Origin of the sequence: Neptunomonas concharum (assembly GCF_008630635.1) — a bacterium.
GTDB classification, from domain to species: domain Bacteria; phylum Pseudomonadota; class Gammaproteobacteria; order Pseudomonadales; family Balneatricaceae; genus Neptunomonas; species Neptunomonas concharum.
This window is the reverse complement of sequence record NZ_CP043869.1, coordinates 74,153-90,309: the sequence shown is the minus strand read 5'-3', so window position 1 is coordinate 90,309 and position 16,157 is coordinate 74,153. Positions and strand designations below refer to the sequence as shown.

At 48.6% G+C, this 16,157-nt stretch carries 13 protein-coding genes; 3 read left to right on the top strand and 10 right to left on the bottom strand.

All coding sequences use genetic code 11. The annotated features are described in order from the left end of the window. The first annotated feature begins 25 nt into the window (after positions 1–25). The gene (locus F0U83_RS00395; protein ID WP_138985983.1) at positions 26–694 is read left to right on the top strand and encodes a response regulator; all 669 of its coding nucleotides are present in this window, start codon (positions 26–28) and stop codon (positions 692–694) included. An 11-nt stretch (positions 695–705) separates the two neighbouring features. Here F0U83_RS00395 and F0U83_RS00390 read toward each other — a convergent pair whose 3' ends face one another. The 4 genes from F0U83_RS00390 to ercA all read right to left on the bottom strand — a co-directional run bounded on the left by F0U83_RS00390 (position 706) and on the right by ercA (position 7,371). Beyond that, entirely contained in the window at positions 706–3,267 is a 2,562-nt protein-coding gene (locus F0U83_RS00390; RefSeq protein WP_138985982.1) for a hybrid sensor histidine kinase/response regulator, read from the bottom strand. Further along, positions 3,260–4,402, bottom strand: coding sequence for a nitric oxide-sensing protein NosP (gene nosP, locus F0U83_RS00385; RefSeq protein WP_138985981.1), 1,143 nt, complete (start codon positions 4,400–4,402; stop codon positions 3,260–3,262). The genes F0U83_RS00390 and nosP overlap by 8 nt, the downstream gene beginning before the upstream one ends. Positions 4,403–4,472: 70 nt before the next feature. Then, on the bottom strand, positions 4,473–6,224 hold the full coding sequence (locus F0U83_RS00380; protein ID WP_138985980.1) for a PAS domain-containing hybrid sensor histidine kinase/response regulator: 1,752 nt from the start codon (positions 6,222–6,224) through the stop codon (positions 4,473–4,475). Next, positions 6,208–7,371 carry an alcohol dehydrogenase-like regulatory protein ErcA gene (gene ercA / locus F0U83_RS00375; RefSeq protein ID WP_138985979.1) on the bottom strand — a complete coding sequence of 388 codons (1,164 nt, stop codon included), beginning with the start codon at positions 7,369–7,371 and terminating at the stop codon, positions 6,208–6,210. The genes F0U83_RS00380 and ercA overlap by 17 nt, the downstream gene beginning before the upstream one ends. A gap of 335 nt (positions 7,372–7,706) precedes the next feature. On the opposite strand from ercA, the gene F0U83_RS00370 reads away from it, so the two are divergent. Next, positions 7,707–8,804 (top strand): porin, encoded by a 1,098-nt coding sequence (locus F0U83_RS00370; protein ID WP_138985978.1) that lies wholly within the window; start codon positions 7,707–7,709, stop codon positions 8,802–8,804. 57 nt (positions 8,805–8,861) lie between these two features. On the opposite strand, the gene F0U83_RS00365 is transcribed toward F0U83_RS00370, so the two are convergent. Beyond that, a complete protein-coding gene (locus F0U83_RS00365; RefSeq protein WP_138985977.1) occupies positions 8,862–9,815 on the bottom strand; it encodes a DUF808 domain-containing protein in 954 nt (317 codons plus the stop codon). Positions 9,816–10,059: 244 nt separating this feature from the next. Beyond that, positions 10,060–10,704, bottom strand: coding sequence for a gamma-glutamylcyclotransferase (locus F0U83_RS00360; RefSeq protein WP_246077570.1), 645 nt, complete (start codon positions 10,702–10,704; stop codon positions 10,060–10,062). Between the two features lie 181 nt (positions 10,705–10,885). Here F0U83_RS00360 and F0U83_RS00355 point away from each other — a divergent pair, with 181 nt between their 5' ends. Continuing rightward, positions 10,886–12,145: a peptidoglycan DD-metalloendopeptidase family protein gene (locus tag F0U83_RS00355; RefSeq protein ID WP_246077568.1), complete on the top strand. Its 1,260-nt coding sequence runs from the start codon at positions 10,886–10,888 to the stop codon at positions 12,143–12,145. Here F0U83_RS00355 and F0U83_RS00350 read toward each other — a convergent pair. Genes F0U83_RS00350 through pqqC form a run of 4 tightly spaced genes read right to left on the bottom strand, consistent with a single transcriptional unit; the run spans position 12,129 to position 16,156 of the window. Then, positions 12,129–13,988, bottom strand: a complete 1,860-nt coding sequence (locus F0U83_RS00350) for an alpha/beta hydrolase family protein (protein WP_138985975.1) — start codon at positions 13,986–13,988, stop codon at positions 12,129–12,131. The genes F0U83_RS00355 and F0U83_RS00350 overlap by 17 nt on opposite strands. Further along, positions 13,969–15,123, bottom strand: a complete 1,155-nt coding sequence (pqqE, locus tag F0U83_RS00345; RefSeq protein WP_138985974.1) for a pyrroloquinoline quinone biosynthesis protein PqqE — start codon at positions 15,121–15,123, stop codon at positions 13,969–13,971. Before pqqE ends, F0U83_RS00350 begins: the two co-directional genes overlap by 20 nt. After that, on the bottom strand, positions 15,120–15,395 hold the full coding sequence (gene pqqD / locus F0U83_RS00340; protein ID WP_138985973.1) for a pyrroloquinoline quinone biosynthesis peptide chaperone PqqD: 276 nt from the start codon (positions 15,393–15,395) through the stop codon (positions 15,120–15,122). The genes pqqE and pqqD overlap by 4 nt, the downstream gene beginning before the upstream one ends. Further along, positions 15,392–16,156, bottom strand: coding sequence for a pyrroloquinoline-quinone synthase PqqC (gene pqqC, locus F0U83_RS00335; RefSeq protein ID WP_138985972.1), 765 nt, complete (start codon positions 16,154–16,156; stop codon positions 15,392–15,394). Before pqqC ends, pqqD begins: the two co-directional genes overlap by 4 nt. Between the last annotated feature and the right edge of the window lies 1 nt (position 16,157).

Here is a 16,157-nt window from a genome sequence, read left to right as displayed (position 1 = left end):
ATGATAAAGAGAGTGGGAGACGCGAGTGTACAAAATTTTGATTGCTGATGACCATCCGCTATTTCGTGAAGCGATAATCAACGTCATTCATATGGGGTTCCCAGAGTGTGAACTTCTGGAAACAGAGTCCTTAGACAGCGCGTTGTTACTCACTCAAGAACACGATGACTTGGACCTGATCTTATTAGATCTCAACATGCCCGGCATGAATGGTCTCAACGGCTTAATCGCACTACGTAACGAGTCACCCACCATTCCTGTTGTTATCGTATCGGCCGAAGAAGATAAACAGATTGTGCTTCAAGCCATAACCTATGGCGCTGTTGGCTTTATCACCAAATCCTCTCCCCGAGATCAAATGACTGACGCATTGCGCCAAATTCTGGCGGGTAATGTGTACTTACCTTCCGATATTATTCGCACCCATAATCCAGACATGCGACGCCAACCGCGTCCGGATGAGAAGACCATAGCACCGGAAATGCTATCCTCGTTAACCCGGCGCCAACTGTTAGTGCTAGAGCGCATGTCTAAAGGTGAGTCAAATAAGCAGATCGCTTATAATCTAAACATCGCTGAAACAACGGTAAAAGCGCATGTTTCCGCCATTTTGCGCAAACTAAATGTCCATAACCGTATTCAAGCGGTATTATCAGCGGGAAATATCGATTTCAGCGAGTATTTAAAGCGCTAGCACATCTCGTTTTAGCGCAGCAGGTGCAGTAGTGTTGTTTTTAGCTTAAGCGGCTTAACGGGTTTATTCATCAGCAAATAGCCCAGCTCGCGGATCTCTTGTTTCAATTCTTTACTGTAGTTCGCTGTAATCATCAGTACCGGTAGTACATAATCTACCTGTGCTGATACCTGTTGCGCCGCATCAACACCATGATTTCCATTGTCCAAATGATAGTCCGCAATCAAGAGATCTGCAGGCGCCCTGTTCACATCAACCCGGCTTAAGAGATCCTGAGCTGATAACCCTGTTGTGATTTCACACCCCCAACCCTCTAATAGGGTCTGCATACCTTGACAAATCGTTAAGTCATTATCGATTAACCAAATTCTCGCGCCTTGTAGCCCATCGCTTTGAGTCAGCAAATCGGGGCCTTGGATTTCACTGTAGGGTAACAACTCACCATAAGGCACTTCTACCGAAAACACGGAGCCTTTACCTTCAATAGAGCGCACATTGATCGGATGCCCCAATACGCCAGAAATCTTATCCACAATGGCCAGGCCTAGCCCTAAGCCTTTATCTTGCCCTGACTCTTGAGGCTGCAAACGTCGAAACTCTTGGAAAATTTCCTCCAGCTGGGCAGCAGGAATACCGACGCCGGTATCCCACACCTCGATAGACAGAGCCGTGGCTTTGCGCCTGCATCCCAGCAAAATCTGCCCCTTTCGAGTATATCGAATAGCATTAGAGAGGAAGTTTCTTAAAATACGGGCCAGCAATTGAGAGTCTGTTGTAACAACCGCCGTTGACGGCACATAAGAGAGTCGTAAGCCTTCATGAACAGCAAACTGACTGAACTCATGGGCAATATTGGCGATCAGTTCATCAACACGAAAGGTTGTCAGATCAGGGGTTACCACACCCGCATCAAGCTTGGATATATCCACCAGCGTGCCTAACAGAGACTCCACATCCTCAAGTGCATTAGAGACAGCGCTGACCAAGGGCCGGGTTTCATCACCTAAGGGCTTCTCTGCCAATGCACCAGTAAATAGGCGTGCGGCATTCAGAGGCTGCAACAGATCATGGCTCACCGCTGCGAGGAATTTTGTCTTAGACAGGTTAGCTTGCTCAGCATCTTTTTTTGCTTCGCGCAGACGAGCTTCGGCTTGAGTACGCTCAGTGATCTCTGAACGCAGGTGTTGATTCACTTCGGTTAATTCAGCGGTGCGCTCACGCACACGGTGCTCTAGGTTTTGATAGGCCGCTTCCAGCTCTAAGGCGACTTTTCGTCGCTCGGTAATATCTCGAATCATCACAAAGAAACCAACCGTACGCCCTTCCATATCCTTGTTGGGAACATAGGATTTGAGCATATAGCGCTCTTCACCCGCACCGTTGTATTCTGCGATCTCGAAAGTGACATTTTCGCCTGAGAGAGCTTGCTGAATATAGGGCTGTAACTCTCTAAAGCCTGTCCCTCCATGCACCTGATTAATGCTCTGACCCGATAGCTTGCCGCGCTCCCAGCCATACCATTCATCGTATACTTTATTGGTAAACTGATAACACAAGTCTTCGCCGACATAAGCGATCAGCGCAGGAACATGGTCCGTTATTAAGCGAATCCACTGTTCACTCTCTTTTAGTGTTTCGGCATACTGATAACGCTCCGTTATATCGGTGTAAGTGTTCACATACCCACCATCCGGCATAGCATGAGTCCTTACCTCTATCACTTGACCGTTGTGGGTCATCACACTGGAGCTATTCGACTGGCCGCCATTGGCTCGTCCATCATGATAGTGCCGTAAATTAAGCGCCTTAAAGGGGGGATAAGATTCCGCTAGCGCACGGGACACACCGGTGAGCGCCAAGAAACGATCGTTCCATATTTCTAACTGATCACTGGCATTAACCAGCGCGACACCTTGCGAAAGATTATCCACCGTACGCTGCAACATGCGCGACTTTTTCGCCAGCTCTGCTTCACGTCGCTCTGTTTCGGATGCTTTTAATTTACTGATGTCGGTGTACAGAATAACTAATCCACCATCGGCTGTCTGGCGCTCGCTCATTTGCACCCACTGCCCCGTAGAAAGTCTGAACACTTTACTACCGTCACCGGTTTCGCCGTATTCTTCCGCTATCAATCCATGCTCATCCGCTAAGCGTCGGATATCCTGTATAGTCGTCCCGGTCGCTATCTCCTGCCCCGTGCCCTCCCATACCGATAGAAACTTACTATTAAACAAAACGATGCGCCGCTCTTTGTCAAAAAGCACAAACGCATCGGAAATGCTCTCAATTGCATCAACTACTCGTTGATTTGCTAGGTCCGCCAGTCGATTGGCATTTTTTAAGGCGCGATGGCTGGTTTTTAATTCGGATAGTGCTTCATTAAGCGCCTCCGTTCGCTCTCGCACCTGTTCTGCCAGTACAACAGAGTGCTCAAAGGCAGCATACGGGTTTGCTCCTTGAGCATTGCTGGATTCAACCCGTTCAATGAGCGCCTGATTGATTCGCTTGAGCTTATAGTTCTCTTTTTCAAGCTCAGCTACCCGCGCTGCTAGCTCATCCGCATTACTCATCGCAAGGCTTTCCAATAACAACCCCCGTAAAGGTTTGATTAATATGCATCCCTTCAAGCTGTTCACCGTAGGTGTTAAATCCAATTACGTGATGCTTGCGCAACAGGGCTGATGCTTGTGCCTCTATCCCTAAATGCTCCGCTTCAAGACGCCGCAAGAAGCAGTCGCAACCGAGGATCAACTCAGGCTCACCGATATTTTTCTCTATCCTGTCAAGCTGTTGGGTCAGGTTCTCTAACAGATCACCTCGCTTCATATGCGTCAAAACAATGCCATTCTCTACCGCACAATAAAACGTGAGGCTCAGATCGCTATTCACTTTCTGGATGGAGCGGACGTAATATTCCTCACCAATTTTTACAGCTAACGGATTCAGCGCAAAGACACTAGGGCTTAACTGATCAACCTCCAAGCCAATAAGGCGGGCGTACTCCTGCGCTGCAGGCTCTGCATTCAGCTCATAAACACGGCGCGTATCTCGATCCGCTGCCGTGACAACCAGCTTTTCTTCATAGGGTTCTAAGTGGTGGGTCGTAAATACCTCAAAGTCACAGTCGGTATTAAAGAGTAAAACCACCGCCGCACCGCTATGAAAACCACCCTGAATGAATATATGAGTATTAGCCAGATTCACATCATCACCGGCTGAGCCTCCGAAATGGGGAATATTGCCCAACGCAGAGTTAAGCGTGGCCAGAACCTGTTCCTCTTGAACGGATAAACCATCTAATAAAGTAACGACAAAGCTGTTACCAGCAATAGGGCCTTTTAATGTTTCTCGGCTACTACTGATCAGTTGATCAACAACACTCTGAGCTGACGTCAGCGGAAAATCATCCATCGCTTCAATCAGCGCACTATGCACTGAGAAGTGTTGTCGGCTAAAGCCTATTGCACTGATGGCACCTTGCGCATACCCCTCAGGGGTAATTTCACCCGCGGTTGTGCACCCGGCCAAGGGCGTATCGGGAAAATGCTGATTCAAGGCAGAAGCAAGCTGCTCAAGATCATACTGTGCCGAACAAAAAAACAGGACAAATCCCAACGATTCACTGCTTAGTTGCTGCTGCAGCTCAGCGGCTGCTTGTTGTGGGTCGCTATGGTTAGAAAAACCAGAGATCGCTGGGTGTGACATAAAACCGGTACCTATGCTGGATCTGTTGCCGCTTCTTCCAGTCTAGGCAGTGAAGCGGCAAGCAGAAATACTACTTGTGACCCAATTCTTTCCGCAGTTGCTCATTCGATAACATATGCGAAATAAGCGCACGAAGCTTGCCGGGTTTAACGGGCTTATTCAGCACTTGCAAGCCCATGCTCCGAAAGCGCTTTAAGCTTTCATCTGCGCGCTCAGCGGTGAGGAGTGCGGCAGGAATAGCCTCAAACCGATCTCGTAACGCCTCAAGCACATCGATACCGGTTAATCCCTTATCAAGATGGTAATCAAGCAACACAATGTCGGGCGTCAGGGTTTCACACAGGTTTAATGCTGCGGCTGTATCCTTAGCCGTTAACGGCGTTAAGCCCCACTGCATCAACAACACTTTCATACTCAGCAGAATATCGGGGTCATTATCCACAATCAGCACAACTTCATCCTGAAAGTGGCTTGCTGCCGCCATCTTGGTCACTCTAGGCAAAGGCTGCTCCGCGCCCTCGGCGAGCGGAACGGCAATGGAGAACATAGATCCTTTGTCAGGCTTAGAGCGCACCGAGACAGGGTGTTCGAGAACACGCGCTATGCGCTCTACAATGGCCAGACCTAAGCCGACACCCGCACGCTGGCCGTTGCGGTGTTGTTGCAGCTGATTAAACGCTTCAAAAATCGAGTCAGTTTGTGTATCTGGGATTCCCTCACCGGTATCCCATACTTGTATTTCTAAAGATTCACCTTTGACTCGGCAACCCACCAACACACCACCCTGATTGGTATATCGAAATGCATTACTGACGAAATTACGCAAAATTCGCATCAATAGCCGTGCATCGGAATGCACCAATCGATCGTGGCAGCGAACGCGAAAAGACAAACCGGCGCGCTCTGCAACCGGTTGAAACTCGGTTTGCAAGGCGGACAAAAGCTGGGATAAGTGAAACGCAGTTCTATCAGGCTGAACGGCATTCTGATCCAGCTTAGAGATATCCAGCAGGTCTGTGAGCAGCTCCTCAGCCCCTTCTAAGGCCACATGAATACGTTCCACCAGATGGTGATCATCTGCGGCCATTGGCCTTTCGCGCAAAGTGGAAACCAACAGGCGTGCCGCATTCATTGGTTGTAGTAAGTCATGGCTAGCCGCTGCTAAATATTTATCTTTGCTACGATTGGCTTCTTCTGCTTGCTCTTTCGCTAGCCTCATCTCCTGCTGAGCACTTTCACGCTGGCGAATTTCATCCCACAATTTACTATTGACCGTCGCGAGTGCGAAGGTTCTTTCCTCCACCCGGCCCTCCAGCTCTTCGTTGAGCTGCCTCAAACGTACTTGATCCATTACACGCTCAGTAATGTCTTGTACAAAAGCCTCAAGCGTAATGTCATCTGATTCGCGTTTAAGCAACACATTCATCGACACATAAATTAATGTGCCATTGGCCTGACGTAGTTGGGTTTCGTAGCGAAACACTTTTCCATCTTGATATAACTGCTGCAGTAGTTGGCGATAGCAGAGAGGATCACCGAACAGATGTTCTCCAATATCAGTGATGACTGTTTGCAAATGCGCTTCGTTGCGGTAACCACATATAGAGGCCATTGCAGGATTAGCCGCTCGAATCTGACCATTAAGGTCCGCCTGAAAGATCCCATGCAACGCATGGTCAAACAGCCACTTATAACGGTTTCGCTCCGCTTCTAATTCATCCAGCTTTCGAGAGAGTTCAGGGTAGTAATTCTTGCGGGCAGAGTGATTCCCCAGACCAATAAGGTCCTCAAAGGTTGGGGCTGACTCAGAGCGCTTCTTCATAAACGACTTCTACATCACGCTTACTGGATTTGCGAGGGTTGGTGAGAATACAAGGATCTTTAAGCGCTTTTTCCGATAATGTCGGAATGTCGCTGATTTTTACGCCATTCTCCGCCAGCTTCTGAGTGAGTCCGACTTCCATTTTCAGTGCGATAACATGCTCCATCAACTTAGCCTTAACTTGCTGGGTCGTCAGTCCGCGGGTATCGATTCCCATTGTCTCAGCAACCACCTTGAAACGGTCTGTCGCTTCACTGTAGTTAAAGTCAATCACATGCTCTAACAGCATGGCATTACATAGCCCGTGGGGTAGATCAAGAAACCCACCCAAACTGTGAGACATCGCATGAACCGCACCCAGTATGGCATTTGAAAATGCAAGGCCTGCCTTCATCGAGCCAAGCATCACTTGTTCACGCAGCTGCATATCTTTTGGGTTAGCTACCAGTGGAGCTATGTTTGTGTTGATCAGGCGAATCGCATCCAATGCGTGCATGTCGGTTAGCGGCCCAGCACCTGTTGAGACAAACGCCTCAATAGCATGAACAAGGGCATCAATGCCCGTACAGGCACTTAAAAAACCATCCATAGTCATGGTGGTTTCTGGATCGATCAAAGAGACATCCGGCACCACCGCTTTACTGACAATGGAGATTTTAACTTTCTCGGTTTGATCCGAAATAATGGCAAATTGCGATACATCCGCCGATGTCCCCGCGGTAGTGGGGATAAAAATAAGCGGAGGGATTGCCACATCAATGGTATCGACTCCCTCAAACTCCAGAATATGGCGACCATGAGCACTGACAATACCAATCCCTTTAGCGCAATCCATTGGGCTACCGCCACCTACAGCAACGATGACATTACAGCCTTGCTCTTGGTAAAAAGCAGCCCCTGCCATCACCTCTTCACAACGGGGATTGGGTGACACATCAGCGAAGCAGGCATAATCAATATCCTGCGATTCCAGACTTGCAATGACGTCCGTTAACCAGCCAGCTTCAACAACTCCCGGATCGGATACGATCAACACCTTGCGAGCCCCAAAGGTATTGGCATAGTTAGCGACAGCGTGGCGGGCACCTGCACCAAAGATGATTTCGGGGGATACAAATTTTCGTAGAGTAGACGTTTCTGTGCTCATCAAAGCGACCCGCTATTGTTTTTATAGTTCGCATGTAGCCTCTTCAGACTGTCATGAGAATAAGGAGTTTACCTGCCTTTTTCAATTAACGCTCGGTTTGCTCCCAACTGCTGCATCCGCACAAAAAGCGTACGACTGCAGATCCCTCCATGGGCGTAAGACAGGGATTAACCTACCAGCAGCAAGGTAGCAGAGACCTGTGGCGCCCCGCTTTGGAACAGAGGGGCAACAACGCCATGGTTTTAAGTAATTGGCGCCAAAGAGGCATTCCGGGAATTTATCCCAACCCCGATCATGAAGAGGTCTTGTAAACACTAAGAATCAACGGGGATCCCATGAATAATAAGAACCGCTTAAAATACTTGGCACTGGCCGTCGCAGCTGGCCTGAGCACGCAAGCATCCGCAGGCCTGACTCTATATGATCAAAACGATACACAGTTTACCACTGATGGCTTGATCAACACATTTTACGTTCACAGTAATGTCGATGATGATAACAACGCATTGGATCGTAACCAGTCTCGCGTAAAAATGGGCTTCCTGCCTAACTGGATCGGCTTCAACTTCAATAAAGAGGTAGATGGCTTAAAAGTAGGCGCACGCTCCTCTTTCTGGGTTTCCATAAACGATGCCAACACCAACCTGACCGATTCAATGATCGATGTTCGTCAGTTCTACGGTACGGTAGACGCTGATTGGGGCCAGGTACTGGTCGGTAAAGATTTCTCTCTGTTTGGCCGCAGTAATATCCTAGGTGATGAGCTGCTATTAGGCTATGGTCAGGTAGGCTCTGATGGCTTAGTTGATGGTGCCAACGTCTCATTTGGTAACATTGGCACAGGCTACCTTTACCCATTCCCAAATGCTCAGATCACCTATAGAACGCCCAAGCAGAATGGTTTTCAACTAGCCGTGGGTTTAATGGACCCTAGCAAATCCTCTGCCGGATCTGAAGAAAGCGCTCCTCGTCTGGAGGCAGAACTGACGTTTGAGACACAGTTAAGTGAAGATCTGCCCATTAAGGCATGGGTCAGCGGCATGACACAAAGCTCAGGAGATATCGACTCCAACGGCTTTGCATATGGTGTGAATGTTAAGTTCTCCGGCTTGTCGGTCACTGCATCTGGGTTCAATGCAACCGGTGTAGGCACAGCGGGTCTTGCTAACCTCATCACATCCGATAACGCAGATGTAGATGGCTACTTGGTACAAGCCGCCTACACCATAGGCAGTGAGCGCCTGGTTGTCTCTTATGGTGAGAATTCAGGCGGTACGGCATCCGGTGCTAACGATCTGGATGCGCAAAATACAGCAGTGGCTTGGTTCCACACTGTCAATGACAACCTGAAGCTGGTTGCCGAATATGATCGTACGGAAAGTGATACTCGCGAAACGGACACAATCGCTCTGGGTGCTGTACTGACCTGGTAACGCACCACAGGACAAGGTTCGGCACCCCTTCGCGGAACCTTGTCCTTTTTTCATGCGTTAAGCGGTAGCGCTTTTAGAAAATACTTTCTTGCCTAATGTGATAATAATCAGCACAACCGCACCAGCTAAAATTCCCACAACAGCATCAAGAAGCGTAGGCGTTAACACGCTTAAAAATCCGCCAACAACTGGCCATGCAGCAACACTTTGAGCAGCACTGGCTATAGCATGATGTAAATACTCAATACCGTGGGTCAATATGCCGCCACCGACCATAAACATCGCGGCAGTACCCACAACAGCTAGGGTTTTCATTAACCAAGGCGCTGCAATCAAGATACGCCGCCCAAACCCTCTTTGAAAATCTACCCATGCTCCTTCACCCGGCTTACGGGTCAGGTACAAGCCTGCATCATCCAATTTGACAATACCGGCTACAAGGCCATATACGCCAACGGTAATAATTAATGCAATACCCACCAGCACCGATAGCTGAGTTAATAAGGTCGCACCGGCTACCGTGCCCAAGGTGATCACAATAATCTCTGCCGATAGAATAAAGTCTGTGCGAATGGCCCCCTTTATTTTATCTTTTTCAAAGGCCACCATATCCACCTCAGAGTTATCCACAGCGGCCTTTAGCTCGGCGCGGTGTGCTTCATCTTCCTCCGCGCTGTGCAGATACTTATGGGCTAGCTTTTCGAACCCCTCAAAACAGAGAAACAGACCACCAAGCATCAGCAATGGCGTAATCAACCATGGAATGAAATAACTGATCGCCAAAGCCGCTGGCACCAGTATCGTTTTATTCACTAAGGAGCCTTTAGCCACCGCCCATACAACAGGGAGTTCTCGATCCGCTTTAACCCCGGATACTTGCTCGGCATTCAGAGCTAAGTCGTCCCCTAGCACACCTGCCGTTTTTCGTGCAGCCACTTTGGTCATCCCGGCCACATCGTCCAACAACGTTGCGATATCGTCGATTAGGGCTAATAAGCTTGATCCTGCCATGGTGATTTCTCTTTAGAATTTAATATCAAGGGTTAGGGTTACGCTAGTGAGCATACCGGATTGGGATGAATCTTGTCTTACCAATCATAAAAAAAGCCCGTACAGAGACGGGCGAGAAGAGTGTCAGCAAGTCCACATACCGACAGATTGCCAGGGATGGCGAAGATGAGACCATTATCAAAGAATAACGGAACGCCGTCTGTGCTTCGCTCGACCCATTTAACACACTACTTTAGTCTCACAACTATTGGTCCGACCCACTATGCGAGACGGAGGAGCTAATCAACACTTGATAAGACAGGGATAACTCATCATTACTTAGCTTAGCGACCTTAGCCACCATGGTATTGAGCTTATCGATCTCTTCGTGAAGCTCAGGCTGAACACGCGGATAACGAGGCTGCTGGCGATCATTAACCAATGGGTGATGCCATCCATAGGTTTGCTCAAGAAACTCATAAGCAAAGGTCTCACCATGTTCAAAACATCCAGCCAAAATCACATCGGCATAGCTCAGTGCAATAGGACAAACAGGAGTGGGATTAACAATTGTATTGGCTTGATAGATCCAAATCTGGCCTTCTGGCAACTCACGACCACAGTAAGTATGCATCCGCTCGGCAGGTATTTCGACACGTTGATATCCTGCCTCTCGTTGATCAAAGCTAGGCAATTCCTCGGCGGGCACCTCAACAAGGACGCCGTTACAGGCGGCGTCTTCCTGAGCAACCACAGCTACTGAGCTCATGCCAAAATCTGGCGACATTACCGACCAGTACCGTTTGAAGCCTGTCACTTTTACGGGAATGACCTCTCCGGTTCTACCCGTCACCGCACGGCTACGACTATTAATCAAACTGCCGTAGCCTAAAATAAAATGTTTTTTCATTAAATTGTCGCTAATATCTCTGTATTGTTCGGTATTTTGCGCGAACATGCCTTGCTTTTAAAGCGCCCAAGCCCATCACCTCGCCAGATATGAAAGAATAATCATCGTTGCAACTTGGCATCGTGTCCACAATCAGCTACCTTAGCCCGCTTATATACAGCATTTCACGGTTTCGGGTCTCATGCGCCAGATTATTATGTATGCCGATCTTTTCTGGTCCCGGCTACCCTCTTTTCACAAAGTTTTATCATTAGTACTAACCGCTTTAGTACTCTTTATCCTTTTTACCGGAGAACGAAATTCTCCCGTCACCCTAACGTTTCCTAATATAACCACCACTCCCTCTGACTTGTTAGAGGAGGCTCCTAACAGCTCAACGTTAGCACTTGAAGATTACTTTTATACCATCGCTAAGGGCGACACCCTCGGTTACATTTTTGATCAGGTGCGCATTCCTCAATCCACCATGTATGAGATTCTGGAAACAGATTTGGCGATTTTAGCTTTGGACACCCTCCGTCCAGGACACCACTTAAGGTTCTGGATGAGCCATGACCGACAACAGCTAGAGCGTTTAGAAATAGAGTTTAACCTAGCTCATAAAGTTACTTACCAGCGCATAGACGGAGGTGGCTTTGAATATAAAGAGGTATTGCTACCTGGCACTTGGCAGCAAGAGACACTAACCGGAGATGTAAAAGGCAGCTTTTATCTCTCAGCTCAACGTGCAGGGCTCAACGCAGGCGAGATTATGGAGCTGTCTTCTTTACTCAAAGAGAAGATCAACTTTAATAAAGGATTCAGACTGGGGGATAGCTTTCAGATTATCCGCTCCAAGCAGATGGTAAAAGGGCTGGAAACAGGCGAAACCCGTGTAGAAGGTATTCGTATTTTAAATCAAAAACGCGAGATCACCGCTTTTCTCTATAACGATAGCTACTATGACAAAAACGGTGTTGGCCTAGAGCGCGCATTCTCTCGCTTTCCTCTGGCGAAAAAATACCGCATTACCTCTAACTTCAATCCACGACGCCGCCACCCAGTTACCCGCTTAATTCGTCCTCACAACGGTACTGACTTTGGCACACCTATTGGCACACCGGTGCTATCTACAGGCGATGGTGTCGTTACCGAAGTGAAAAAGCATGCCTACGCTGGCCTTTATATAAAGATAAAACATGGGCAAAAATACCAAACCCGTTATCTGCATTTAAAGAAAGCGTTAGTACGCAAAGGGCAAAGTGTCTCTCGTGGTCAAAAAATTGCACTCTCAGGGAACTCTGGCCGCTCAACCGGGGCTCATCTGCACTATGAGCTGCATATTAACAATCGGCCCGTCAATGCGATGAGTGCTGATATACCTATTATGACGGAAATAGAAGGTAAGGATCGGAAGGCATTTAAACAGATGGTGAGTAACTATCTTAAGAAGATGAGCTGATAATTTTACGATAAAACTTCAGCTCCTTTTCTAAAGCATCAGCAAGGTTACTCGCATCACGAAAACCATGGGCTTCATCGTCATAGATATAACATTCAACATCCGCCTGTTTCTCCTGTAGCGCCTTTACAAGGCGCTCGGTCTGCTCAGGCAGCACCACTTTATCCTGCCCACCCTGAAAGAAGATAACAGGCTTATTGATACGCTCTACATGATGGATAGGGGCCCGCGCGTGATAGTTCTCACGCTCTGTTTCAGGATCACCCATAAGCCAGCTAAGATAATGGGATTCAAACTTATGAGTTCCTTTTGCTAAAACCAGCGGGTCAGTTACCCCATAAAGGCTTGCCCCTGCTGCAAACTGATCTCCAAAAGCCAAAGCCATCAAAGCCGTAAATCCACCCGCACTGCTACCTCGTATAAACGCGCTGTCAGGATCGACCAAGCGCCGCTCAATCAGATACGCCAGTGCAGCCAACGCATCGTCTACCTCCACCTGCCCCCACGCTTTATGGAGCTTCATACGATAGGCTCGACCGTAACCGCTACTACCTCGGTAATTTAAATCCAGCACAGCAAAACCCTGTTGCGTCCAATACTGAATACGTGGATTCAAAACAGGATAGCTACAGGCGGTTGGCCCACCATGCAAGAAAAACACAACCGGTGATGGTTGACTATCGTGAGTGTTAGCAGGATAAAAATAGCCATATGCTTCCTCACCTGCTACCGGAAAGGTTAAATACTGTGGCTCACTGATAGGCGAGATTGCCATCGCAGAAGGAGCAATCTCTGCAATAGCGCCTGTCGCAATATCAATAGAGACGATCTTAGGTAGACAGGTTGGGGAAGCAACAACCATATAGAGATGGCCACTATCCGCACTCCACCCCCGAAAGTGCGTGTACTCGGCAGCATACGCTTGTACAGGCTCTCCCTGATGTATACGTAAAAGCGCCATTGCCCCTCGATGCAGTCTTGCGATGAAAATATCCTCACCCACAATCTGATAAGGCTTCCCACCCAACTGCCAAGGTGCTGTCGCGCAATCCGCTTGAACGGACCACAGAGGCTCCCAAGTGTGCTCTTCTTCATTGAACCGGCATAAATTCCACCATCCAGATTCGTCAGAGATTGCTATAACCCTACCGGTCGAATCAAAACTTGGGTGGATAATGGATTGATCATCATGCTCACCCAAGAGCCATGCCGCTTGCTCTACATTACCACCATCATCAAACCACAAACTCAATAGCTTCGTTGCTATCCATGGCTGATAGGGATGATTCCAAGTGACACAAAGGCACCGCTTACCTGACGCCGATAGAACTGGCGCACTGTAGAAATCTTCACCCTCATGCAGCACGTGCCGATGACCGTTTTGCAGATTAATTGCTACCAAACGATTAATCACATCATCACCGCGATGATCCTCTTCCACTACCAACACACGATGATGGTACCGATCATGTACCGGCGCACCATAGCGAACATCAATAAGGTTAGTCAGTGGCGCAGGGCTTAAATGATTGAGGGATTGAAGGTATAACTGCTGATCAGATTGATTGACAAATACCCATGAGTCGACACCGATTAGACACCAGCTTAAGCCACCATACTCATGCACCCGGCTAGCCACGCTAAAACCTTCTGGGGTCAATGTTTGAGAAAAACCCGATTGGTGACGCACCAAGAGATTCCGTCCACCAAGGTCAGGGCGATACTCTACCCAATAAAGATCACCCTCAGCGCCAACTGCCAATTGAGCATACTCTTTCATACCCGAAACAGCGGTTAAAGCACTGAGAGGCGCAGCGGCAGTCTCAGCTTTTACAGAACACACGAGAATTACGCTCGTTGCGAAATAGAAGCGGTTTATCAGTAGGCGCTTCCGCCTCTTCGCGAGCGGCTACGATCAACCCGTGGTGCTCAGATTTACTACAAACAGGGTCTGCATTGCAGGCATCGCCGGTCAACATATACGCCTGACAGCGGCAGCCGCCAAAATCTTTCTCTTTCTCATCGCAGGAACGACAAGGCTCTTGCATCCAGTCATAACCACGAAAATGATTAAAACCGAAGGACTCGTTCCAAATATGATCCAAAGCGTGCTGCCTCACATTAGGAAACTCAATGGGCAACATTCGAGCGCTATGACAAGGCAGCGCTTGACCATCGGGAGTCACCGTCAGGAAGACTTGTCCCCAGCCGTTCATACACGGCTTAGGGCGCTCTTCATAATAGTCAGGGGTGACGAATATCAACTTGATGGGGTGACCTTGCGCTGCTAACTTTTCTCGATATTCATTGGTGATCCGCTCTGCCCGCTCTAGTTGCGCACGGGAAGGCATTAGCTGCTCTCTGTTTTCAAAGGCCCAACCATAATACTGGCAGGTCGCTAATTCTACATAATCGGCCTCCAGCTCCACACACAGCTCGATAATTCGATCAATCCGGTCGATGTTATGTCGATGCGTAACAAAGTTCAGCACCATCGGATAGCCTTGCGCTTTAACCTCTCTGGCCATTTTTAACTTTTGCTGAAACGCCTTCTCTGAACCTGCCAACATGTTATTGACACTTTCGTCGCTGGCCTGAAAACTGACCTGAATATGATCCAGCCCCGCCTCACGAAAAGAGGCTACTTTGTGCTCATTTAAGCCGACACCAGAGGTAATCAGGTTTGTGTAGTACCCCATTTTGCGTGCTTCACTAATCAGGGTGATTAAGTCCTGTCTGACCAAAGGCTCACCACCAGAAAAGCCTAGCTGCACTGCGCCGAGCTTTCGCCCCTCTTCAAATACTCTCAACCACTCATCAGTGGTTAGCTCTGTGCTGAAGTCGGCAAAGTCCTTTGGGTTAGCACAATACGGACACTGTAGCGGGCACTTATACGTGAGTTCCGCTAACAACCATAGGGGTTGCCCATGAGAAGGGGTTTGCGGCCGATAGCCCGGTTGTTGGCAGCTACCGCTCATACACTACTCCGAATCCAACGCTGGACAATCGCATCTTCCATAAAGGCGATAACGTCGGCTTCAACACCGCCCGCATCCGGGTACTGCTGATCTAGGTGAGAAATGATATCGGAAACGCATCTGTGCCCATCAACTAAGGCGAGAATTTCGCCCGCAGGACCATTGAGCTTCACCATCCCTTCTGGATATAAAAGCACGTAGCTTTGCTGCGCTTCTTCCCACTGAAAACGGAACATTTTCTCCAGCGCAGGCACCATATCGTGAGCAATCATACCGATAGCCCTCGATGGTAAACTCGCTGGTCCGTCACGGTATGGTAAGGAGGACGCTTCAGCTCATAAGCCATCGTCATTGCATCCAGCATGCTCCAGAGCACATCCAGCTTAAACTGCAGAATCTCTAACATTCGATCCTGCTGTTCTCGGGTGGTGTAGTGATCCAGTGTAATTTGTAGACCGTGTTCAACATCCCGGCGTGCTTCGGTTAAACGATTTCTAAAATACTGATAGCCATCTGCTTTTATCCACGGATAATGAGTGGGCCAAGTATCAAGACGGTTCTGATGAATAGTCGGTGCAAACAGTTCAGTTAATGATGAACTCGCCGCCTCTTTCCACGTCGCTCGACGAGCAAAATTCACATAGGCATCGACGGCAAAGCGAACACCCGGCAGCACATGCTCTTCTGACAAAATCTCCTCACGGGTGAGACCGACAGATTCACCCAAACGCAGCCAAGCTTCTATACCGCCCTCAGCACCCTCATATCCGTCATGATCGAGAATACGTTGCACCCATTGGCGACGAGCATCCCGATCAGGGCAGTTTGCCATGATCGCAGCATCTTTAATCGGAATACTGATCTGGTAGTAAAAACGATTAGCAACCCAACCACGAATCTGCTCTGGTGTGCAACGTCCCTCATACATAGCGACGTGGTAAGGATGCTGCGTATGGTAAAAGTTACCCTTGGCACGTAAGGCGGTTTCAAATGCCTCGCGCGTCATTGGCGGCAGTGTTTGTGGACTATTCATA

What these genes read in the sequence shown, in the direction of transcription:
- pqqD (WP_138985973.1), bottom strand. Translation starts at nt 15,395, where the DNA reads ATGATTGCTCACGATATGGTGCCTGCGCTGGAGAAAATGTTCCGTTTT.
- pqqE (WP_138985974.1), bottom strand. Translation starts at nt 15,123, where the DNA reads ATGAGCGGTAGCTGCCAACAACCGGGCTATCGGCCGCAAACCCCTTCT.
- F0U83_RS00355 (WP_246077568.1), top strand. Translation starts at nt 10,886, where the DNA reads ATGCGCCAGATTATTATGTATGCCGATCTTTTCTGGTCCCGGCTACCC.
- F0U83_RS00380 (WP_138985980.1), bottom strand. Translation starts at nt 6,224, where the DNA reads ATGAAGAAGCGCTCTGAGTCAGCCCCAACCTTTGAGGACCTTATTGGT.
- F0U83_RS00360 (WP_246077570.1), bottom strand. Translation starts at nt 10,704, where the DNA reads ATGAAAAAACATTTTATTTTAGGCTACGGCAGTTTGATTAATAGTCGT.
- nosP (WP_138985981.1), bottom strand. Translation starts at nt 4,402, where the DNA reads ATGTCACACCCAGCGATCTCTGGTTTTTCTAACCATAGCGACCCACAA.
- pqqC (WP_138985972.1), bottom strand. Translation starts at nt 16,156, where the DNA reads ATGAATAGTCCACAAACACTGCCGCCAATGACGCGCGAGGCATTTGAA.
- F0U83_RS00390 (WP_138985982.1), bottom strand. Translation starts at nt 3,267, where the DNA reads ATGAGTAATGCGGATGAGCTAGCAGCGCGGGTAGCTGAGCTTGAAAAA.
- ercA (WP_138985979.1), bottom strand. Translation starts at nt 7,371, where the DNA reads ATGAGCACAGAAACGTCTACTCTACGAAAATTTGTATCCCCCGAAATC.
- F0U83_RS00365 (WP_138985977.1), bottom strand. Translation starts at nt 9,815, where the DNA reads ATGGCAGGATCAAGCTTATTAGCCCTAATCGACGATATCGCAACGTTG.
- F0U83_RS00370 (WP_138985978.1), top strand. Translation starts at nt 7,707, where the DNA reads ATGAATAATAAGAACCGCTTAAAATACTTGGCACTGGCCGTCGCAGCT.